The following is a 20712-nucleotide window of genomic DNA, read 5'->3' on the forward strand; positions in this document are numbered from 1 at the left end:
GTGGGCAGCTCACCCCCGGTCCGGCGGGACGACCCCCTGCTCGAGCGCCATCTCCCGCGCCACCCGGGGCGCCGTCCACAGCGTCGGCAACATGATGAAGCCCACCGGTACCGCCGTGACCACGATGAACGACTGCAGCGCGGTGATGCCCCCGTCGCCGACCAGGATCAGCACCGCCGCCGCCGCGCCCATCAACAGGGCCCAGAACGCCCGTACCGCACGCGTCGGTTCACCGGCCTTCGTGCCCGCGGAGGCGATGCTGTACGACATCGAATCGGTGGTCGTCACCACGAACGTGATCGTCAGCAGCAGCAGCGCGACCGCGACCACCGCGCCCATGGGGAGCCGCTGTGCCATGGAAATGACGGCGGCGTCCATGCCGACCGACTTCAGGGGACCCGAGATCGCGCCGGGGTCGCGCTGCTCCAGGAAGATGCCGGTGCCGCCGAACACCGTGAACCAGAACATGGTGGCCAGCGGAGGAATGATCGCGGTGGAGACCACGAGGTCGCGCAGCGTGCGGCCCCTGGAGATGCGGGCCACGAAGATGGACATCAGGGGCCCGTAGCCGAGGAACCAGCCGAAGAAGAAGACCGTCCAGGAGCCGAGCCACGCGTGGTCGCCCCGGTTGAGGGCCAGCGGCACGAAGTCCCGCACGTACTGGCCGAAGCCGCCCAGGAACGAGTCGAGCACGAAGCCGAGGGAGCCGAGGACCAGGAAGACGGCCATCAGGGCGACCGCGAGCCAGATGTTGGCCTTGCTGAAGAACTGGATGCCGCGGTCGACGCCGCTGGCGACGGACAGGACGGCGACGACGGTCAGCAGGACGATGACGCCGAGCTGTACGGGGTAGCCGCCGGAGATGCCGAACACCTCGGAGAGCCCGTACGACACCTGGAGGCCGAGGAAGCCGATCGGGCCGACGGTACCGGCCACCACGGCGATGACGCAGACGATGTCGACGGCGGCCCCGAGGCGGGAGTGCCGGATGCGCTCGCCGAGGAACGGATGGAGCAGGGTGCGCGGGCGCAGCGGCATGCCGCGCTCCTGGCCCCGGATCATCACGATCGAGGCGAGCGTGCCGAGGACGGCCCAGGCGAGGAAGCCCCAGTGCGCGAAGCTCTGGGAGAGCGCGGCGTCGGCCGCCTCCTGGGTGCCGCTCTTGACGCCGTCGTAGAAGGGGGGAGTGTTGACGTAGTGCTCCACGGGTTCGCCCGCCGCGAAGAAGACACCGCCGCCCGCGAGCAGCGTCGACATGATCATCGCGATCCACTGGAACCTGCCGTACTCCGGGCGCGCCCCGGCGCCCCCGAGCCGCACCTTCCCGTACCGGGAGAAGCCCAGCCACAGCGCGACGCCGAACGTCGCGAGCAGCAGCACCTGCCACAGCGGGCCGAACCACCGCGCGACGCAGGTGAAGACGGCGTTCACGGCGTCGCCCGTGGCGGTGGGCGCGATCAGCGCGGCCAGGACGAACGCGGTGAGCAGCCCGCCGCTGACGGCAAGGACCGGTACGTCGGTGCGCCCGCGGCCGTCGGGCGTCGCGGCGGGCGCGGTATGGCCCGCCGCGTCCCTGTGGCCTGTGTCCGTATGGCCCGCTGCGTGCCTGTGGCCTGCGTCCGTATGGCCTGTGTCCGTATGGCCGCCTTCGTCGTCGTCCGCGGCGGGCTCGTCGTCGGCGGGCGCGACGGGACGGGCAGGGGAAGTCGACATGAGGTTCCTTGCTGAGGGGGATTCGCACGCGAGGGCACGGCGCGATGTGGCACGGCACGGCACGGCACGACACGTCGCGGTGCGGGGGGCGCACGCGCGCACGTGAGGCCGGGTGGCGGCCGGACCGCTCGGTACGCAGGTCAGCAGGGAAGGGTGCTATCCGAAGGGCGTTTTCGTCAAATTCCGGACAATGTCCGGTGGCGCAGCGACCGCGTTCATGCCGGAACACCAGCGGCGGCTGCGCCTTGCCCGAACCCGTCAGGTCAGTGGGCGAAGCCCCAGTCGAGCATCTTGGTGGCGTCGTCGAAGCGGCCCTTGTCGGCCCCGACGATCGCGCCGACCAGGGTGCGGTTGTCCCGCCGGGCGGCGAAGACGACGGCGTACCCGGCCTCGGCGCCGCTGCCGGTCTTGATGCCGAGGGCGCCGTCATAGGTGCTCAGGAGCACGTTGGTGTTGTTCCAGGTGTAGTACCGGGTGCGGCCGTTGGCGGCGGGAGCCTCGGTCTTGAACTGCTTCTTCTTCACGACGTCGGCGAACACCGGCTTCAGCATGGCGCGTTGGCCGAGCTTGGCCAGATCGCGGGCGGTGCTGCGGTTGTCGCCGTTCGAGATGCCGTCGAAGGAGTCGAAGTGCGTGCCGGTCAGGCCGAGTTGCTGCGCCTCGGCGTTCATCCGGTTCTCGAAATCGGCGATCCGCGCGTCCGTGGTGTCCCCGGCCCCGAAGGTGTCGGCCAGCGCCATCGCGGCGTCCGCCCCCGACGGCAGCAGCATGGCGTGCAGCAACTGCCTGACGGTCAGCTTGTCCCCGGTCTGGAGGTCGGCCGTACTGGAACCGGTCTTCGCGACGTAGTCCCGGTACTCCTGCTTCACCGTGACCTGCCGGTCCAGATCCTCCGGGTGCTGGAGCGCGATCAGAGCGGTCATGATCTTGGTCGTACTGGCCATCGACACGCTCTCGTCGGCCTTGGCCCCGGCCCACATCTCCCGCTCCTGACTGCCGTCGCGGGCGTCCAGCAGGAAGGCGTGATCGGCCTTGATGACGGGGGCGTCCTGGGTCGCGGCGCGGGGCGCGCCCTGCTCCTGCCCCTGCTCCTGCCCCTGCCCTTGCCTCTGCTCGGCGGACCCGGCGGACCTGGTGGCGGACCCAGCGGATCCGGTGGCCTCGCCACTTGTCCGCTCACTTTCGTCGACGGAGTGCGTGGCACTGGGGGTGGCCGCTTCGGCGAGACCACCAGCGGTGATCGGCAGCACGGCCCCGAACAGCGCGACGGTCGCGATCCGGGCCCCGGTCCGGTGCAGCCGGTTGGGGCGGGCGTGGGAACCCATGAGGCATCTCTTCTCCCGGCGCGGACGCCGGCTGATGGGGGAAAATCGGTGCGTAGTGAACCTACTTGGACGATGACGGCCATTTCAAGATCGCTTTGTCATAGGCGGGTAACAGGGGTGGGGGGCGCTGGCTCGCGCGGTGCACGCGCGACGCACGGATCGAGCTACGCGGCGCGGCTCCCTGCTACAGCCAGTCCCGCCGCTTGAAGATGAAGTACAGGCTCACGCAGACCGCTGCCATCAGCAGGATCGCGAAGGGGTACCCCGCTGCCCACTTCAGCTCGGGCATCGTCTCGAAATTCATGCCGTAGATCGTGCCGACCAGGGTGGGGGCGAAGAGGATGGCTGCCCACGACGAGATCTTCTTGAAGTTGTCTGCCCCGCCGCTCTGAACTGCAGTGATGGAGTCAGGTTGCTCTCTGAGCTGCCTGAACCGATCTTTCAGGGGCTTTCGGCTGCATCTGTGGCTACGTGGTTCGTTCTCCCCACGCGCTCCCCAGCGGCCGTCGTTCTCCCCAGATTCTCCCCACAGGCGGTCACCTGGGAGATGCGGGGCTGCAGCGTATCTGGGGCCGTCTGATGAGGCGAGGCAATCACGATGGGTAGTCGCAGAGTGCGAGACCTTAGGGCAGTTGGTCAGTGGCCAAGCGTCTACCGGATGGCTTCACGCTTCATCATCCGGATGTTGGCCGAATGCCGCAGTCGCCCGTAACGAGGTGCGGTTGCTGGACGCGCGTGCGCCGTGTGTGGTCGCGTCCGTAGAACGTCCACACGCATCGGAGTTCGACGCGGCGGGAGGGCTTGGGTATCGGCCCTGCACGGTCATTGACGCGCGGTGAACGCTACCGGGCCGTCGACAGGACCCGTTCCAGCGTCGCGTAGCCTGCCGGTTCCCACGTCGGCCTCCCCGGGCAGGCCGAGCCGTCCGTTCTGCCCGATGGAGAATTAGATCGAGGGCACGCAGGACGGCCCGGCTTCGGGCGCGCGACCGTGGCCTCGTCACCACGTCCCCCTTGGCCAGGCACCAAGAGCCGCCGCAATTGACACAATCTGGGTTACCGCTGACCTGTCCCTGGCCGCTGACCTCGACGACGGAGCAGCGGTCCCGGGCCTGCTGCTCCTGGATAGCCCAAAGACCAAGGCCCCCACGCAGGGGTGGGGGCTCGACCTCTTGGATGCCGCATCCTAGGGTGGGGCGTGTAGCCATTGGACGCTCGGCCTCAGGTCAGAGAACCAGTCGAACAGCTAGCTGCGTCACAGCCCACTCTGCCTACTCCTGGGCCTGCCGAGGATCGATGGGAATCTCGCGTGCCGTACTCTCGGCGCGCTCCTCGGCACCCAACTGCCGCGCCCTGGTTCCACAGCAGCGGTTGAACTGACTCTGCCAGTCCGTCATGAACGCGTCGTAGTCGGACTGGCCGATGAATTGCAGGTCCGACTCGTCGTTGTGCCAGATGCCGTTGCTCGTCCAGTTCGAGGAGCCGACGAACACGATTCTGGTGTCGGACGCACTCGCGTAACCGCCGCTGACCAGCATGTATTTGTCGTGGGTGTAATGCAGGGCGTTGCCGTTCGCGTCGGTGCCGCGGGTGGTGTCGTGCACCTTGATATTCGGCCGGTCCTTCAGGTAGTCCTGCACGCTGTCATCAACCATGCCGGCGGTGACGAGTATGTGGATTTTTACGCCAGTTTTTGCCAGGCTGACCAGCTTCTTCGGCAGCTCCAGATAGTTCCGGTCGCCAGGTTCGCCGTGAGAGGTCCACTCGAACATGGCGATGTTGATCGTGGCCGGCGCCTTGACGTTGTTCAGGAAGTCGACCCAGGTGTCGCTTCTGTCGCGCGCCTTGGGCCACTGATAGGAGGCTGGATACAGCTTTCGGGCCGCCAGACCGCTGTCGGAGTTGTAATAGTCGGGCGCCAGCGGGCCCGGGCCGTTGAGTGCCCCCTTGGACATGGCTGTGAAGTAGCGGAGATAGGAGTTGTACAGGTCGACGTTGCCCTTGACGGTGGCGGCACTGTTCCACGCGGTGTTGGCCTGGGCGGAGGTGGGGTTGGCGCTGCTGACGGTCACCGTTCTGTTTGCGTCGCTGCCGCCACTGAGCATGTAGTACTTCGCGTGCAGGGCGGAGCCGGAGAAGTGGGTCAGACAGCCGCCCGGGCACAGCGCGGCGAAGCTTTCGGCTTGTGGGTCGTTGCCCAGCTCGCTGACCATCGACTGCCAGGTCGCGTTGTCGCTGTGGGAGTCCATCAGCGCCTTGACGATGACGCCACGCTGGTGTGCGGCGATCAGGGCACTCGCGAATTCCGGGCCCGGGTTCGTGCTTCCTATCGAATACATGGCGACGCGTATGGTCTGCCCGCAACCGGCGCTGTTTATCGATTCGATGATCGGACCCATGACGTTCATCCGGGCATTGGCATCCTCCGGATCGCTGAAGCTCGGTCCCGGTTTTGAGGTGAACGTCCGCGACTCGCAGCTGATTGGAGGTTTGGCCCGTTTGACTGCCGCGTGCGCCGTAGTCGGCGACAGCGCGGTCATGGCAAGCGCGGTGATCAACGTGAGTGTTCGCTTCATGGATGGGCCTCCTGCTGGGCTGTTGACGGTGACAAAACAGGGGTGTTGCTGTGTTGATCGAGCAGTGAGTGGTACTCAGAGGTCGCCAGGTGGAGGACCTAGCGGTACCGGCCTGTTAACCCTGGTTGGTGTGGCGGGCTGCCTAGTCACCGTCCGGTTGAACACGCCCTCGGATAAGTGAGCCTGGAACCAGCGGAGAGCCCTGCGTGTTGGGCGTTTCCCAGCGACTGGCGAATGGGAATTGACTCTCCAAGAAGTCGCGGAGGGCGCCCGCTACGCGCTCCAGCTCAGGGGCGGCGGTGTTGACGTCGTTGAGGCACAGAAAATCGTGTGGGTGCCCCGGCTGGAACTCGTCGAGAGCCGCAGCTAGGCCCGGCTTGCCTACGTCGATGTAGCGCAGTTTGAACGTGCCGGGTACGGCGCGTCCTGTGAGGTAGGCGTGGTGGTGGTGCAACGAGTTTGCCATGGCGATGTCCGTCGTGGCACGGAACCGGGACCGGCTTGTCCGCTGCACGTCCTCTGTGAAGAGTTCTTCCAACTCGGTTAACACACTGCGAAGTTGAGGATGCGGGGTGTGTTTGAACTTGGAGACGGTGAAGCGGCTGTGGGTCTTCTGCATCAGCTGGCGGACGTTCTTTCCCGCCGAGTTCGGTGCGGGTTCGTCGGGGTGAGGGGCGTCGACGCCGAGCTGGAAGGGAGAGAAGGGGAGCTTGGCGATGCCGTTGCCGTGGAAGAACTGTCCGGCGGTGGCCGGGCGGGTGAAGAAGACGTCGTCGTTGAGGTAGAGGTAGTGCTCTGACAGGCCCGGTATGTGGTGCAGCTGGGTTTCGATGGCGTGGGAGTTGAAGACGGGAAGCGCGGTCGGATCAGCGAAGATGTCCTTGTGGTCGATGACCTGGATGCCGGGTGCGTGCGGGGCGAGCCAGTCGGGCCTCTGGCCGTCGGTGACCAGGTAGATGTTCCGAATGAATGGGGCGTACATCTCCACCGAGCGCAGGGAGTACTTGAGCTCGTTCCGGCTGGTGTAGCGGGAGGTGCCGGTCTCGCGCGCGTGGATGCGTGGGGCGTCGGGCCCGGTGCGGAAGGATTCGCGTCGGGCCGTGAGGTCGGGGTCGGAGCCGTCGACCCAGGTGTAGACGAGGTCGATGGGGAAGTTGGCGGCGTCGATGCGGAGCTGGGTGAGGCTCTCGTATGTCGGGTAGTCGCGGCGCTCGATGGTGCGGACGGCCGTGGTGCGAGCGACCGAGGGCAGTACGTCGGTGACCGCGTTGGAGCGCGGTGCGACCAGAGCGTCGGCGAGCACCGCGGGCGGTGCCTGGGTGCGCAGAGCCTCGATGCGAGTGGCGCCGCGGTCGTCGTCCAGCAGCCGCTGGCCGTCCTGCCAGAACTCGACGTCGCAGCCGTAGGTGAGGTCCGCGAGCACTTGCCCGTGCGGACCGAGCAGGATTTCGCCGAAGCGGATGATGTCCTGCCGCTTGAGCGTGGTGGGCAGGGAGCCGTCGGCGTACAGAACCGCATCGTCCGGTAGGGGGTGACGGGTGGGCCTGAGCGCGTACAGCGGGCTGGTCCCGTAGGCGGCCCGCAGGGCGTCGAGGAGCTTCTTGCGGTCGGCGCGGCGCACGGCGACCACGTGGCGGGTGCGAGAGCGGCCGGGGACGAGGAAGAAGTCGATTCCGGTCTGCTCCAGGGCGTCGGCGATGAGGGCGAGGTTGTGGGCGCTGGCGCCGGCTGCGGTGAACCGGTCGACGGTACGGCCGTAGTAGGTGCGGCCCTCGAAGAGGATGGTGCGCACCGTGGTGTCCGACTCCAGCAGGGTGTGTCGCCGATCCGCGATCTTCTGCTGTTGTCTTCGGGCCGCTTCGGCGGCCTGTGTAGCTTTGGCTCGTGCGGCCTGTTCCTCGCGGGCGCGGGCGCGCCCGGGCATCAGACGGTCGGCGAGTCGATGGATGCGGGGGGGCATAAGGGTTTCCTGCCTGGGGTGGTGGCCGGTGCGGGTGCCACCCCGTCGAGCCGTCGGCGTGACGGCACCTGCTGGGTCAGATTGGTCGCCGGTGTTGCGGTCTTGTCCTCCGGGAGGTCAGAGGTCGGCCTCGATCCACGCGAGGATCTTGTCCGGCATGCCGGGGATGCCGAGGAGGGCGCCGCCGTGGGCACGGCTGTCGGCGACCGTCTCGTCCGTGACGCCGTCGGTGGGCATGTAGTGGCCGACTTCCTCGGCTTCCTCCAGGTCGAGGGAGTGCTGCATGGGCACGAAGTCGCCTTCGGAGTGGATCAGGTACATGGCGGCGCCGTAGGCCGCACGCAGCGAGGTCCTGGTGTCGGTGGAGTCGGGGAAGCAGCGGACGAGGATGGTGGCGCTGTCGCGGACCTTGCGCTGCTTGGCCGTGCCGGTGTCGTGATTGCCGTCGTTACACGCCCGGTAGGGCGAGGCGACCGGCGACAGGGCGACGCCTTCACTGACGCGACCGCCGCCGACCCCGTAGGTGGCGAGCGACTTGCGATCCGGCCACCGGCCGAGGAGCCGAGGACGACGAGCCGGTCCGGGTCGAGGTCGAACTGCGGGGCGTTGCCCCTGATCCAGTCGATGGCGGAGATGGCGTCGGTCCTCGGAGTGGGCCAGGCGGCGTCGAAATTCAGCCGATTGTCGATGGACGAGACGGCGCATCCCTGGTCGGCGAAGTAGCGCGACCAAGTGGCCCAGCCGGAGTTCTCGTACCAGTAGCCGCCGTGCAGGATGGCAATTCCCGGCTGGCTCGAGTTCGAGGTACTCCGATAGACGTCGAGTTCTTGCCGGGCGCGTGACCCGTACGAATCGGTCGCTTCGCTGCGCTCTGCGGCGGCGCTGGGGTACACGTCAAGAACTAGCAAAGCCGCGACAATTGCCGCATACGCAACTAGGCGCACCCACAGGCGTTCCACAGGCTTTGCGTCCCCTCGGCCCCCGAGCAGGCGACCTGCAAAATTCGCCGGTTCGCCCCCTTGCGAACCTTTTCGGCATCCTCTGGAGTGCCGAAAACGCGAACAGCCTGCGAGTTCGCGGTGAAGAAACTATGTGCTTCGGGCTGATGGTCCGTCAAGCGTAATTTTGCAATTTGTCCGCCTTGCTCACAATTTGACCAGCAGGAGGTGATCCTGTTCTTTCGATTTCAACCGAGACGGCGTGACCGACACGATCATCGCGGAGCCGCAGGCGACGCTGAACGGGGCGGTGCGGGCCGGTTTGGTGCGCGTGGTCCTTGGCAGCGGCAAAGGGGTCTTCGAGATCTCCCGGGCGACCACCGGAATGCTGGGGTGTGACGGCCCCGGGTGGCTCCTCCGGGGCATCGTGTCAGGTGCCGGGCGGCGAGCGAGAGCCGCTCGGCGTGGGGCTACGACACGTTCCTGCAGGCCGTGGTCGTGCCGGCCGCGCGAAATGGCGGTGTGGATAAGGCGATTCACCTGCATTGGGGGGGGTGACGCGCTGTTCCGGCAGGAAGGAGAAACGACCACACTCGGTCACGGCGTCGGTCCGCCCCAGGCCATCGGGGGTTTGTGATGAGGTGCAGTAGCAAACCGCGTACACGGTACAAGTGGGGTCGGTTCGCCTCTACAGCCAGTCCCGCCGCTTGAAAATCACGAACAAACCCGTACAGACAACCCCCATCAAGCCCACCGCGAAGGGATATCCGAGGCTCCAGCTCAGCTCGGGCATCCTCTCGAAGTTCATGCCGTAGATCGTGCCGACCAGTGTGGGGGCGAAGAGGATCGCCGCCCACGACGAGATCTTCTTGATTTCCTCGTTCTGTTCGAAGCCTGCCTCCGCCAGCGCTCGCATCTCCGCGTTCTGTTGCTGCGTAACCAGGGTCGCGTTGACCGTGAGGATGTCGGTCAGGGCCTGGCGGAAGCCGTCCACTCGTTCGCTGGTGTGGGTGACGTGGTCGGCCACGTCGCGCAGGTAGCGCTGGAGTTCCTCGTCCGTGCCGTACTTCGCGAAGCCTGCCATCAGGGCGTGCAGCATGCCGACCAGGGGGCGGGTGGCACGTTGGAACTCGACCATTTCCCGGGAGAGTTCGTAGATGCGGCGGGACACCTCGGGGTCGCCCCTGAAGACCTCGGTCTCGATCTCGTCGATGTCGTTCTGGACGCCGGAGACGACCGGGGCGTAGCCGTCGACCACCGCGTCGAGGATCGCGTAGAGCACCGCTTCGGGGCCGAGTTTGAGGAGGTCGGGGGAGTCCTCCATGCGGCGGCGGACCGCCGAGAGGTCGGGGGCCGCGCCGTGCCGGACCGTGATGACGAAGTCGGGGCCGACGAAGACGTGCAGTTCGCCGAAGTCGACCTCCTCGGGGGCGTCGAGGTAGCGGGCGGCGCGCAGGACGACGAAGAGTGTTTCGCCGTAGCGTTCCAGTTTCGGGCGCTGGTGGGCCTCCATGGCGTCCTCGACGGCCAGCTCGTGCAGGTCGAACTCGGCGGCCAGGGAGATGAGTTCGGCCTCCGTCGGGCGGGCCAGGCCGATCCACGCCATGCCGTCGTCCGGCTGGTCGCGCAGCTCACGGAAGGTGTCCGCCAGAGAGGTGGGCGTCGCCACGCGGACGCCGTCGCGGTACAGCGCCGCCTGGACGACGGTGTCCGCGTTCGTGCGGGCGGTGGTTTCCGGGGCTCCCGGGATCGGCTCCGCGTTCCGGGAGCCGTCGGAGTCCTCGGGCGTCTTGGCGGACGGGGTCGCCGGGGGACGTGTCATCCGCCGCCACCCGTGCTTCTTCGCGGGTGGCTGTGTCGGGCGGGCTCGGCGCTCCGCCATGCTCGCCGCCTCCTCTGTTCGAGATGTCGAGATGTCGAGAGTGTCGAAAGTCGAGAGTTTCGATTGGTCGTCCGGTTGCCCGGGCGGTCCGCAGTGCGGAGCAGTCACCGAGCAGGATAGGTGGGGTGTGGTGCCTCGGGGGTGGCTGGTACGTCCACGGGGTGTCGGGGCTGTCGGCTGAGTCGTCTCCGGGGGGAGAGGGGGAGAGAGATCCGCTCGCCCTCTCCCGAGTGTCCAGGTCGCGGACCGTTTCTGTCCGCAAGTCCCGCTAGCGTGCCGTCCATGACCAAGACGACGACCCGGTCCCCGGCGCGCACCGCCCCCGTACTGGGCGCGCGTGCCCTCAATCGAGCCACCCTCGACCGGCAGCTCCTCCTGCGTCGGTCCCGTGACCTGTCCGTCAAGGACGCCGTCGCCCACCTCGTCGGTCTGCAGGCGCAGAACGTCAAGCCGCCGTACTACGCCCTCGCCGCGCGCCTCGCGGAGTTCGACCCCGCCGGGCTCTCCGCGCTCCTGGAGTCGCGTCAGCTGGTCCGCATGGTCACCCTGCGCTCCACCATCCATCTGCACACCGCCGAGGATGCCCGCACCCTGCGACCGCTCGTGCAGGTCGCCCCCGAACGCGAGCTCTCGGCGTTCCGCAAAGGCCTCGTCGGCGTCGACCTCGCCGAGCTCGCGGAGATCGCCCGCGAGGCCGTCGAGGCGGAGCCCCGCACGATGAGGCAGCTCCGCGAGGTGCTGCTCGTCCGGTGGCCCGACGCCGACCCGCAGTCCCTCGCCGTCGCCGCCCGGTGCTCCCTCCCGCTCGTGCAGGTCACCCCGCGCGGGCTGTGGCGGCGCGGCGGGCAGGTCGCCCTCACCACCGTCGGACGGTGGCTCGACGATCCTGGGCATCCTGAGCATCCTGAGCAGGGTGAGCGCCATCATGACGCTGGCGATGACAGTCGTCGCGCTCGTGCTGAGGCAGACGGCACGCCCACGCCCGACACCATCGTCCTGCGCTACCTCGCCGCCTTCGGGCCCGCCTCCGTCAAGGACATGCAGACCTGGGCGCGCCTCACCCGGATGCGGGAGGTCTTCGAGCGGCTTCGGCCCCGGCTGCGTACGTTCCGGGACGAGAACGGCGTCGAACTCTTCGACCTGCCCGACGCGCCCCGCCCCGACCCGGACACCCCGGCCCCGCCCCGCTTCCTGCCCGAGTACGACAACCTCCTCCTCTCGCACGCCGACCGCACCCGCGTCGTCCCCGCCGCGTACAAGGGCCGCACCTGGACGGGGAACCTCGCGCACCGCGTCTTCCTCCTCGACGGGTTCCTGGCCGGAGTGTGGCGGCTTGTGGAGGACGCGAGGAGCGGGGTCGCCGTGCTCACCATCGAGCCGTTCGGGAGGCCGAGCCGGGCCCAGCGGGACGAGTTGACGCGGGAGGCGGAGCGGATGCTGGCGACCGTCGCCGAGACCTCGTCGTCGTACGACATCCGCTTCGGGGCAGTTGTCGACCACGGAGACAACCACGGAGACAACCACGGAGACGACAACGGAGGCGACAACGCCGACGACGTCCCGGGGGAGTAGGCGTCGCAGCGTGGTACTCCTGCGGTACGCAGTCAGCGGTATGCCCGGCCCCCGTACGCCTTCAGGAAGGACAGCCGGTGACCAACACCCCCGAGACCACCCCCGAGAGCAACCCCGAAGCTACCCCCGCCAGCACTCCCGCCAACGCGTGCGGACGTCCTGGCCCCGGGGCCGAGCCGACCACCGCCGACCGCGCCTGGCTCGCGGTGGCCTGCCGGCTCGCGACCGAGTGCCCGCCCTCGCGCACGGAGTTCTCCGCCGGTGTGGTCGTCCTCGCCGACGACGGCACCGAACTCGCCCGCGGTTACTCCCGGCAGAACGAGCCCCACGAGCATGCCGCCCAAAGCGCCCTCGCCCGGATCACCCCCGGCGACCCGCGACTGTCCACGGCCACGGTCTACAGCTCGGCCGGGCCGTGCGCCGAGCGTGGCCAGGGGGTCCGGCCGTGCGCCGAGTTGATCCGCGAGGCCGGGATCCGGCGATTGGTCACCGCGTACCGGGGCCCCCACGCCGAGGGCACGTCAAGCGGCGTCACCGTCATCGAGCTGTCCGAGTACGCCGACGCCGCCAAGGCCCCGAATCAGCACCTGCTCTGAGACGGGCTGGAGGGCAGGGCCAGCCAATCAACGAGGCTCAGGCCCGGCCCCGCGTTCCGCCCCCCCTCAGCTCGCCTTCCGCTCCGCCAGGAACGCCCCCCACGTACGCGTCCCCACCGTCGCGCCCGCCGTGGCCAGGTTCTCCCCGGTCCGGTACGCGCGGCCGACCTTTCCCGGCATGCGGACCGGCATCAGGGGGCGGCGCTTGCCGGTCGACTCCAGGTACTGGCGCACCAGTTCGCCCAGGCCGTACACCTCCGGGCCCGAGAGGTCGGCGACCAGGCCCGCCGGGTCGCCCAGCGTCAGCTCCACCAGGCGGGCGGCCACGTCACGGGCGTCCACCGGCTCCCAGCGCATCCCGCCCGGCGCCGGGACGACCGGCAGCTTCCCCATCTTCTGTGCCACCGTCAGCGCCAGGTCGTGGAACTGGGCCGCCCGCAGCGTCGTCCACGGAATCCCCGATTCGGCCACCGCGCGCTCCGCGCCCAGCTTCGCGCGGAAGTACGCCAGCGGGATGCGGTCCGCGCCGATCACGGAGATGTACACGAGGTGCCGTACACCGGCCGCGCGTGCGGCACGCACCAGGTGTGCGGTCGCCTCGTCGTCGCCCTTGGGGCCGCCCGCGAGATGCAACACCGTCTCGACGCCCGCCAGCGCGGCGTCGAGCGCGTCGCTGTCACCTTGCAGCAGGTCACAGGCGTGGTACTCGATCCCGGGTGCGGGCTCGCGGCTGTGCCGGGTCAGGACGCGGACGGGGTGGCCCGCCGCGCGCAGGAGCGGCACGACGTGGCTGCCGAGCGTGCCGGTGCCTCCGGTGACCAGGATGGGGGCAGTTGTCTTCATCGTTGTCTCCCTGACGTTCGACCACAGGCGCCCCCTCGGGACGGCGCGCGCTGTCGGCTCACTGCCATGACGCGCGGCCCGGCGGAACTGTGACAGGAATCGGCCGACCAATATCGGCCGACCCGTTTCCACGGGAGGCTTCCGGTCCGACGGTGGCCCCAGCCACCGGCCCCAGGCACCGGCCCCAGCCACCGGCCCCAGGCCCGGAGAAACAATTTCTCGTATGCCTGTCACATCTCCCCGCCGGGCTCCGTCAGGGCAGTGACAACAGCGTTGAAACCTTGAGGAGTTGTTGACCATGGATACACGTGCTCTTACCGCTGAAGTACCGATGGTTCCGCGGATGACCGAAGACCCCGCCCAGCTCGTTCCCGAGTTGGCGGACGTATCGGCCGCACTGTTCAAAGTCACCGGCAACGGTTCGGTTCCCCGTTCCACGATCGGTCTCGTGCAGCTGCGCGCCGGCCAGATCGTCGGCAGCACCTACCTGACCGTTCTGCACACCGGATTCCTGCGCAGCGGCGGGGCGTCGGAGGAGCGGATCACGTCGGTGGCGTCCTGGCAGGACTCGCCGTACTTCACCGGTGCGGAGCGGGCCGCGCTCGCGCTCGTGGAAGCCGTGCTCCAGCCGTCGGCGGACGGTGAGCGGGTCTCCGACGCGCTGTACGCCGAGGTCGCGGAGCACTACGACGCCAAGGCGCTGGCCACCCTGATGTTCGCGATCGGGCAGGTCAACTTCTTCATCGCCGTGGCGCTCGTCGCCAAGCCGGTGCCCGGGCGGTCCTTCAGCGATCCTTGGAGCTGACACCGGCCGCACGCGGTGACGGCAGGCAACCGCGTGAGCGTGAGCGCCCCGTACGGGTCCCGGCCCGTACGGGGCGCACCCGATCCACCCCGCGCCCCCGGGGCACCGCACCCGGTGAACCCGCCGGGGCGCCGGGGCCCGGGCGGGCCGCGCGGCTCGTCGAGGGCACCGTTCGGGAGTTCGTCACCAGCCACGAGGGCGCCCTGTACGCCCCCGCGGCCGTGCACGTCGTGGACCGTCTTCCGCTGATGGACGTGGGCAAGCCGGACAAGAAGCGCCCGCGGGCATCGCTCAGCCTCGCTTGAGGGTTCCGCTTAGGCTTCCCGCCATGGAACTGCGGCAGCTCAGCTACTTCGTGACCGTCGCCGACGAGCTGCACTTCGGGCGTGCGGCCGAGCGGCTGCACATCGTCCAGTCCGCGGTCAGCCAGCAGATACGGCGCCTGGAGCGGGAGTTGGGCGCCGAGCTCTTCGACCGTTCGCCCCGCCACGTGCGGCTCACCGGTGCGGGGGAGCGGCTGCTGCCCGAGGCGCGGGCGGTGCTCGCCGCCGCCGAGCGGGCGCGGGCCGCGGTCGCCCCGCCCGCCGGACTGCGGCTGGCCACCAGCACAGGACTCGGGGAGCACCTGGACCGGGTGCTCGCGGAGTTCGCCGTACGGGCGCCGGGGGTGCCGGTGGAGCTGGTGGCGGGCGGGGCGCGCGAGCGGGTCGAGCAGGTCGTCGACGGGCGGGTCGACGCCGCCTTCGTACGGTCCACGGAAGCCGTGCCCGGCGTGCGGATCGTGCCGTTGTGGGAGGACCCGCTGGTCGCCGTGGTCCCGGCCGGGCACCCGCTGGCCGCGGAGTCCGACGTGGCGCTCGGCGACCTCGCGGAGCTGCCGCTGGCCATCACCGCGCGGCGCGACAACCCCGCCCTCGTGGACCTCGTCGTCGGGGCCTGCAGGGACGCCGGGTTCGCACCGGTGCCCGGTCCTGCCGACGGTTCGCTGCAGGACCGGCTCGCCACGATCGGGTCGGGGGTCGCCCGGCAGTGGACGGTCGTGTACGCGTCGCACGCGCGCGTGCTGCACAGTCCACGGGTGGCGTTCCTGCCGTTCCGCGCGCCGGGACTCGCGCTCGCCACGGGACTCGCCGTACGGACCGCCGAGCCCTCGCCCGAGCTCGCGCACTTCCTCGCCGCCTGCACGGCCGCGACGCCGGTGACCTGCGGCGATCACGAACGCTGATCGCTGCGGTCGCGGGCTGGCCCTTGGTCGCGGCCCCCGTCGGCGATGGACTGGGGCCGTACCGAACGCCCCGGTTGGCTCCGGGGCGGGACGCCGGTGTATCCGGCCCTACGCAAGGGAGTTCAGCCATGCCCATCGTCACCGTCCAGCAGGGTCCCCGCGACATCGAGCTCAAGCGGGAGCTGGTCAAGCAGATCACCGACGCGTTCGTGGACGCGTACAGGATCCCGGCCGACAGCGTGCACGTCTGGATCCACGAGACGCCCGCGGACAGCTGGGGCGTGGCGGGCACGCTGACGGCCGACAAGTAGGCGGACCGCGGCGACGCACCCGCCGGGCGGGGCTACGGCAGCAGCCCCGCCCGGCGCGCCGCCACCACCGCCTCCAGGCGCGTGTGCACGCCCAGCTTGCGCATGGCCGAGCGCAGATAGCCCTTCACCGTCTCCGGGCGCAGCCCGAGGCGTTCGCCCGCCGTCGCGTTCGTGACGCCCGCGGCCACGCAGGACAGGACGTCCAGCTCACGGGGGGCCAGCGAGACGGGGCGGCTCCGGCCGTGGTCCGGGACGGTCGTCGCCGACTCCAGGCGGCCGCAGACCGACAGGAGTTCGGCGCGCAGCGCCGGGTCGACGATGCGGGGCGCCAGGGCGCGGAGCGCACCGTGCGCCTCACGGACCTCTTCCCACGCGCCGTGGCCCGCCACCGGCTCCCGGGCCGCCACGAGGAGGGAACACACCTCGTCGCGCACGACGAGGGCCTGCTCCACGTCGCGGGCCGCCGCCACCGCCGCCGACAGCGTCCGGTCGCCGAGCGGCTGGGCCGTGCGCAGCGCCCCGTACAGCACACCGCGCACCTGGCGGCGCACCACGACGGGCACCGCGAGGACGGACCGCAGGCCCTCGGCGGCGACCGCCGCGTCGTACTCGTGGCTGATGTGCCGCGACACGTGGTAGTCGGTGACCGCGCACGGCCGGGACAGGGCGACCGCCTTGCCGCCCAGGCCGTTGCCCGACGAGATGGCGAGCCCGTGCAGCGCGCGCGTCCCCGTGCCGCTCAGCTCGCCGATCCGCACGTGGCGCGCGGTGTCGAGCAGGCCGCCGAACGCCACCGGGAGCCCCGTGCCGCGGCGCAGCCGCAGCAGAGCGGCCCGTATCTCCACGGCTTCGCCGCCGTCGTCCGCCACCCGTTCGCCCCTTCCTTCCGCGACACCCCCGTCCGGGGGTAGTGAGACCCGCATCACGAATTACACGATGTTACGTAGCGTCCGGCAATGAGTGCGGCGGCAGAGGCGGCCGGATCGGCCGGAGCGGGTCCGCGTGATCGAGTAGGGGTGCATATGACGATGACCGGGGCGAGCGCCACGGAGCAGTTCCGTACCGCACGGGACTTCCTCCTGCGGCACAGAGAGGATTACGCGGCCGCGTACGAAGGCTTCGCCTGGCCGCGGCCCGAACGGTTCAACTGGGCCCTCGACTGGTTCGACGTCATCGCCGACGGCAACGGGCGGACCGCGCTGCACATCGTGGAGGAGGACGGCCGGGAGGACCGCTACTCCTTCGCGCGGCTCTCGGCCCGCTCGAACCGGGTCGCCAACTGGCTGCGCGGGCACGGCGTCCGGGCCGGTGACCGCATCGTGGTGATGCTCGGCAATCAGGTCGAGCTGTGGGAGATCGCCCTCGCGGCGATGAAGCTGCGCGCCGTCGTCATCCCGGCGACGCCGCTGCTCGGCCCCGCCGACCTGCGCGACCGCATCGAGCGGGGCCGCGCCCGGCACGTGGTCGTGCGCCCCGAGGACACCGCGAAGTTCGACGACGTGCCCGGCGACTACACGCGGGTCGTCGTCGGAGGTGAAGCCTCCGGCGAGGGCTGGCTCTCCTACGGCGGGGCCGACGACGCCCCCGAGGCCTTCGAGCCCGACGGCGTCACCCTCGCCGACGACCCGCTGATGCTCTACTTCACCTCGGGCACCACCGCACGCCCGAAGCTCGTCGAGCACACCCATGTGTCGTACCCCGTCGGCCACTTGGCGACGATGTACTGGATCGGCCTCAAGCCCGGCGACGTCCATCTGAACATCTCCTCGCCCGGCTGGGCCAAGCACGCCTGGTCGAACCTCTTCGCCCCGTGGAACGCCGAGGCCACCGTCTTCATCCACAACTACTCCCGCTTCGACGCCGGGCGGCTGATGGCGGAGATGGACCGGGCGGGCGTCACCTCCTTCTGCGCGCCGCCCACCGTGTGGCGCATGCTCATCCAGGCCGACCTGACCCAGCTGCGCACCCCGCCGCGCGAAGTCGTCGCCGCCGGTGAGCCGCTCAATCCCGAGGTCATCGAGCAGGTGCGGCGCGACTGGGGCGTCACCATCCGCGACGGGTTCGGGCAGACCGAGACCGCCGTCCAGGTCGCCAACTCGCCGGGACAGCCGCTGAAGCCGGGCTCCATGGGCCGCCCCACCCCCGGCTTCGCCGTCGAGCTCCTCGACCCGGTGACCGGCGAACCGGGTGCGGCGGAGGGGGAGATCTCCCTGGACCTGGGCCCTGACCCCGTCGGCCTGATGGCCGGCTACCACGGCGACCCCGAGCGCACCGCGGAGGCCATGGCGGGCGGCTACTACCGCACCGGCGACATCGGCTCCCGCGACGCCGACGGCTACATCACCTACGTCGGGCGGTCCGACGACGTCTTCAAGGCCTCCGACTACAAGATCTCGCCCTTCGAGCTGGAGAGCGCGCTCCTGGAGCACGAGGCGGTGGCCGAGGCGGCCGTGGTGCCCGCGCCGGACCCGGTGCGGCTCGCCGTCCCCAAGGCGTACGTCGTGCTCGCCGAGGGTTTCGCACCGGGCCCGGACACCGCCAGGTCGCTCTTCGAGCACTCCCGTGCGGTGCTCGCCCCGTACAAGCGGCTGCGCCGCCTGGAGTTCGGCGCGCTGCCCAAGACCGTGTCCGGCAAGATCCGGCGCGTCGAGCTCCGTGAGGCGACCGCCGCCGGGTCGGGCGCGGAGTACCGCGAGGAGGACTTCCGGTGAGCGAACTCTCCTACGCGCACGGGACGAGCCGCACGCCCCTGCTCGGCGACACCATCGGGCAGAACCTCGACCGGGCCGTCCGGTCCTGGCCGGACCGCGACGCGCTCGTCGACGTAGCCGCGGGCACCCGCTGGACGTACGCCGAGTTCGGCGCCGCCGTCGCGCGGGTGGCGCGCGGGCTCCTCGGCTCCGGCGTGGCCAAGGGGGACCGCGTCGGGATCTGGGCGGTCAACTGCGCCGAGTGGGTGCTCGTGCAGTACGCGACCGCGCGCATCGGCGCCGTCATGGTGAACATCAACCCGGCCTACCGCGCCCACGAGTTGGAGTTCGTCCTCAACCAGGCGGGCGTCTCCGTCCTGGTCGCCACGCAGGTGCACAAGAGCAGCGACTACCGCGCGCTCGTCGACGAGGTGCGGCCCCGCTGTCCCGGGCTGCGCGCCGTGCACTACATCGGGGACGGTTCCTGGGACGTGCTCCTCGACGCCGCGGGGGGTGTCACGGACGAGCAACTTGCTGCACGCGAGGCCGAGTTGAGCTGCGACGAGCCGGTGAACATCCAGTACACCTCCGGCACCACCGGATTTCCCAAGGGAGCCACGCTCTCCCACCACAACATCCTCAACAACGGCTACTGGGTGGGCCGTACGGTCGGCTACACCGAACAGGACCGGATCTGTCTGCCCGTGCCCTTCTACCACTGCTTCGGCATGGTGATGGGCAACCTCGGCGCCACCTCGCACGGCGCGTGCATCGTCATCCCGGCGCCGTCCTTCGACCCCGTCGCCACGCTGCACGCCGTCGAGCGGGAGCGCTGCACCTCGCTGTACGGGGTGCCGACGATGTTCATCGCGGAGCTGAACCTCGCCGACTTCGCGACGTACGACCTGAGTTCGCTGCGCACCGGCATCATGGCGGGCTCCCCCTGCCCCGTCGAGGTGATGAAGCGCGTCGTCGCCGAGATGCACATGGAGGAGGTGTCCATCTGCTACGGCATGACGGAGACCTCGCCCGTCTCCACCCAGACGCGCCGCACCGACGACCTGGAGCGCCGCACGGGCACGGTCGGCCGCGTCCTGCCGCACGTCGAGGTGAAGGTCGTCGACCCGGCGACCGGCGTGACGCTGCCGCGCGGCACGTCCGGCGAGCTGTGCACCCGCGGCTACGGCGTGATGCTCGGCTACTGGGACGAGCCCGAACGGACCCGCGAGGTCATCGACGCCGGGCGCTGGATGCACACCGGCGACCTCGCGGTCATGCGTGAGGACGGCTACGTCCGGATCGTCGGCCGCATCAAGGACATGATCATCAGGGGCGGCGAGAACATCTATCCCCGGGAGGTCGAGGAGTTCCTGTACGGCCACCCGAGGATCGCCGACGTCCAGGTGGTGGGCGTCCCCGACGAGCGCTACGGCGAGACGCCGCTGGCCTGCGTGATCCTGCGGGACCCCGGCGCGGGACTGACGCTCGACGAGCTCAGGGCGTACTGCGAGGGGCAGTTGGCCCACTACAAGATCCCGACCGGACTGCGGATCCTGGACTCCTTCCCCATGACGGTCTCGGGGAAGGTGCGCAAGATCGAGCTCAGGGAGCGGTACGGGGAGTGACGCGGACCTCGTCCTCGTCCTCGTCCTTGTCCTTGTCCTTGTCCTCATTCTCGTCCTCGGCGAGGTCGCGGCGCATGCAGAGGCGGGGCCACCGGTCGAGGCCGAGCTCCGTCTCGTGCGCGCGGATGCCGCGCAGCGCCGGGGTGAGGCGGGCGTCCGGGAGCGGGCGGAAGCCGATGCGGGCGTAGTACGGGGCGTTCCACGGGACATCGGTGAACGTGGTCAGCGTCAGCGCGGCGGCTCCCCGCGCGCGGGCCCACCGCGCGACGTGCTCGATCAGGGCGCGGCCGACGCCGCGGCGGGCGGCGCGCGGGTGCACGGAGACCTGCTCGATGTGGAACACGGGGTCGGTGGGCTCCCCGTCGACGGAATCGGCCAAGGGCTCGCCGATCAGGTACGCGACCGGGCGGCCGTCCGCGTCGGCGGCGACCCACGCCCGGCCCGCGCGACGGAAACGGTCCAACTCCTCGATGCCGAACGGCTCGTCGTCCGCGATCGCGGCCATGCCGAGGGCACGGAAGGGCTCACCGGCGGCGCGCTCGATGTCCTGGAGCGCGGGCAGGTCGGCGGCGGTGGCGGGACGGATGAGCGGGGTTCCGGGCGTCGTCGGTCCGGGCAGCACGGGGTTGGGCATGGGCCGAGTATGCCGTGA

The 20712-nt window shown here is 69.9% G+C and carries 19 protein-coding genes; 8 read left to right on the top strand and 11 right to left on the bottom strand.

Annotated elements, in window-relative coordinates; all coding sequences use genetic code 11:
* Positions 1-9 precede the first annotated feature (9 nt).
* The 8 genes from ACZ69I_RS24185 to ACZ69I_RS24220 form a co-directional block, all read right to left on the bottom strand.
* Positions 10-1713, bottom strand: coding sequence for a BCCT family transporter (locus ACZ69I_RS24185; protein WP_470834504.1), 1704 nt, complete (start codon positions 1711-1713; stop codon positions 10-12).
* 263 nt (positions 1714-1976) lie between these two features.
* Positions 1977-3038: a D-alanyl-D-alanine carboxypeptidase family protein gene (locus ACZ69I_RS24190; RefSeq protein WP_470834505.1), complete on the bottom strand. Its 1062-nt coding sequence runs from the start codon at positions 3036-3038 to the stop codon at positions 1977-1979.
* Between the two features lie 184 nt (positions 3039-3222).
* Positions 3223-3678, bottom strand: a complete 456-nt coding sequence (locus ACZ69I_RS24195) for a CorA family divalent cation transporter (protein WP_470834663.1) — start codon at positions 3676-3678, stop codon at positions 3223-3225.
* A gap of 630 nt (positions 3679-4308) precedes the next feature.
* Positions 4309-5613 carry a phospholipase D-like domain-containing protein gene (locus ACZ69I_RS24200; protein ID WP_355805541.1) on the bottom strand — a complete coding sequence of 435 codons (1305 nt, stop codon included), beginning with the start codon at positions 5611-5613 and terminating at the stop codon, positions 4309-4311.
* 142 nt (positions 5614-5755) lie between these two features.
* A complete protein-coding gene (locus tag ACZ69I_RS24205; RefSeq protein WP_470834507.1) occupies positions 5756-7573 on the bottom strand; it encodes a stealth family protein in 1818 nt (605 codons plus the stop codon).
* A gap of 117 nt (positions 7574-7690) precedes the next feature.
* Positions 7691-7894 carry a hypothetical protein gene (locus ACZ69I_RS24210; protein WP_470834508.1) on the bottom strand — a complete coding sequence of 68 codons (204 nt, stop codon included), beginning with the start codon at positions 7892-7894 and terminating at the stop codon, positions 7691-7693.
* Positions 7885-8532: an alpha/beta hydrolase gene (locus ACZ69I_RS24215; RefSeq protein WP_470834509.1), complete on the bottom strand. Its 648-nt coding sequence runs from the start codon at positions 8530-8532 to the stop codon at positions 7885-7887. The genes ACZ69I_RS24210 and ACZ69I_RS24215 overlap by 10 nt, the downstream gene beginning before the upstream one ends.
* 667 nt (positions 8533-9199) lie before the next feature.
* Positions 9200-10393: a magnesium and cobalt transport protein CorA gene (locus ACZ69I_RS24220; RefSeq protein ID WP_470834511.1), complete on the bottom strand. Its 1194-nt coding sequence runs from the start codon at positions 10391-10393 to the stop codon at positions 9200-9202.
* Positions 10394-10675: 282 nt separating this feature from the next.
* Between ACZ69I_RS24220 and ACZ69I_RS24225 the strand changes: the two genes are divergently transcribed.
* A complete protein-coding gene (locus ACZ69I_RS24225; RefSeq protein WP_470834512.1) occupies positions 10676-11965 on the top strand; it encodes a winged helix DNA-binding domain-containing protein in 1290 nt (429 codons plus the stop codon).
* 77 nt (positions 11966-12042) lie between these two features.
* Entirely contained in the window at positions 12043-12561 is a 519-nt protein-coding gene (locus ACZ69I_RS24230) for a cytidine/deoxycytidylate deaminase family protein (protein ID WP_470834513.1), read from the top strand.
* Between the two features lie 66 nt (positions 12562-12627).
* Here the strand turns inward: ACZ69I_RS24230 and ACZ69I_RS24235 are convergent, their stop codons facing one another.
* A complete protein-coding gene (locus tag ACZ69I_RS24235; protein WP_470834514.1) occupies positions 12628-13404 on the bottom strand; it encodes an SDR family oxidoreductase in 777 nt (258 codons plus the stop codon).
* Between the two features lie 298 nt (positions 13405-13702).
* On the opposite strand from ACZ69I_RS24235, the gene ACZ69I_RS24240 reads away from it, so the two are divergent.
* The 4 genes from ACZ69I_RS24240 (at position 13703) to dmpI (ending at position 15745) form a co-directional block, all read left to right on the top strand.
* Positions 13703-14209, top strand: a complete 507-nt coding sequence (locus ACZ69I_RS24240; protein ID WP_470834515.1) for a carboxymuconolactone decarboxylase family protein — start codon at positions 13703-13705, stop codon at positions 14207-14209.
* Positions 14200-14514 carry a hypothetical protein gene (locus ACZ69I_RS24245; protein WP_470834516.1) on the top strand — a complete coding sequence of 105 codons (315 nt, stop codon included), beginning with the start codon at positions 14200-14202 and terminating at the stop codon, positions 14512-14514. Before ACZ69I_RS24240 ends, ACZ69I_RS24245 begins: the two co-directional genes overlap by 10 nt.
* Positions 14515-14537: 23 nt before the next feature.
* Positions 14538-15434 carry a LysR family transcriptional regulator gene (locus tag ACZ69I_RS24250; protein WP_470834517.1) on the top strand — a complete coding sequence of 299 codons (897 nt, stop codon included), beginning with the start codon at positions 14538-14540 and terminating at the stop codon, positions 15432-15434.
* Between the two features lie 128 nt (positions 15435-15562).
* On the top strand, positions 15563-15745 hold the full coding sequence (dmpI, locus tag ACZ69I_RS24255; protein ID WP_467678390.1) for a 4-oxalocrotonate tautomerase DmpI: 183 nt from the start codon (positions 15563-15565) through the stop codon (positions 15743-15745).
* Between the two features lie 32 nt (positions 15746-15777).
* Here the strand turns inward: dmpI and ACZ69I_RS24260 are convergent, their stop codons facing one another.
* The gene (locus ACZ69I_RS24260) at positions 15778-16614 is read right to left on the bottom strand and encodes a LuxR C-terminal-related transcriptional regulator (protein ID WP_470834519.1); all 837 of its coding nucleotides are present in this window, start codon (positions 16612-16614) and stop codon (positions 15778-15780) included.
* Positions 16615-16773: 159 nt separating this feature from the next.
* On the opposite strand from ACZ69I_RS24260, the gene ACZ69I_RS24265 reads away from it, so the two are divergent.
* On the top strand, positions 16774-18456 hold the full coding sequence (locus ACZ69I_RS24265; protein ID WP_467678713.1) for an AMP-binding protein: 1683 nt from the start codon (positions 16774-16776) through the stop codon (positions 18454-18456).
* Positions 18453-20060: an AMP-binding protein gene (locus tag ACZ69I_RS24270; protein WP_470834521.1), complete on the top strand. Its 1608-nt coding sequence runs from the start codon at positions 18453-18455 to the stop codon at positions 20058-20060. Before ACZ69I_RS24265 ends, ACZ69I_RS24270 begins: the two co-directional genes overlap by 4 nt.
* Here ACZ69I_RS24270 and ACZ69I_RS24275 read toward each other — a convergent pair.
* The gene (locus tag ACZ69I_RS24275) at positions 20038-20694 is read right to left on the bottom strand and encodes a GNAT family N-acetyltransferase (protein WP_470834523.1); all 657 of its coding nucleotides are present in this window, start codon (positions 20692-20694) and stop codon (positions 20038-20040) included. The two genes, ACZ69I_RS24270 and ACZ69I_RS24275, sit on opposite strands and share 23 nt — an antisense overlap.
* Between the last annotated feature and the right edge of the window lie 18 nt (positions 20695-20712).

Source organism: Streptomyces sp. NPDC036815 (assembly GCF_055609205.1).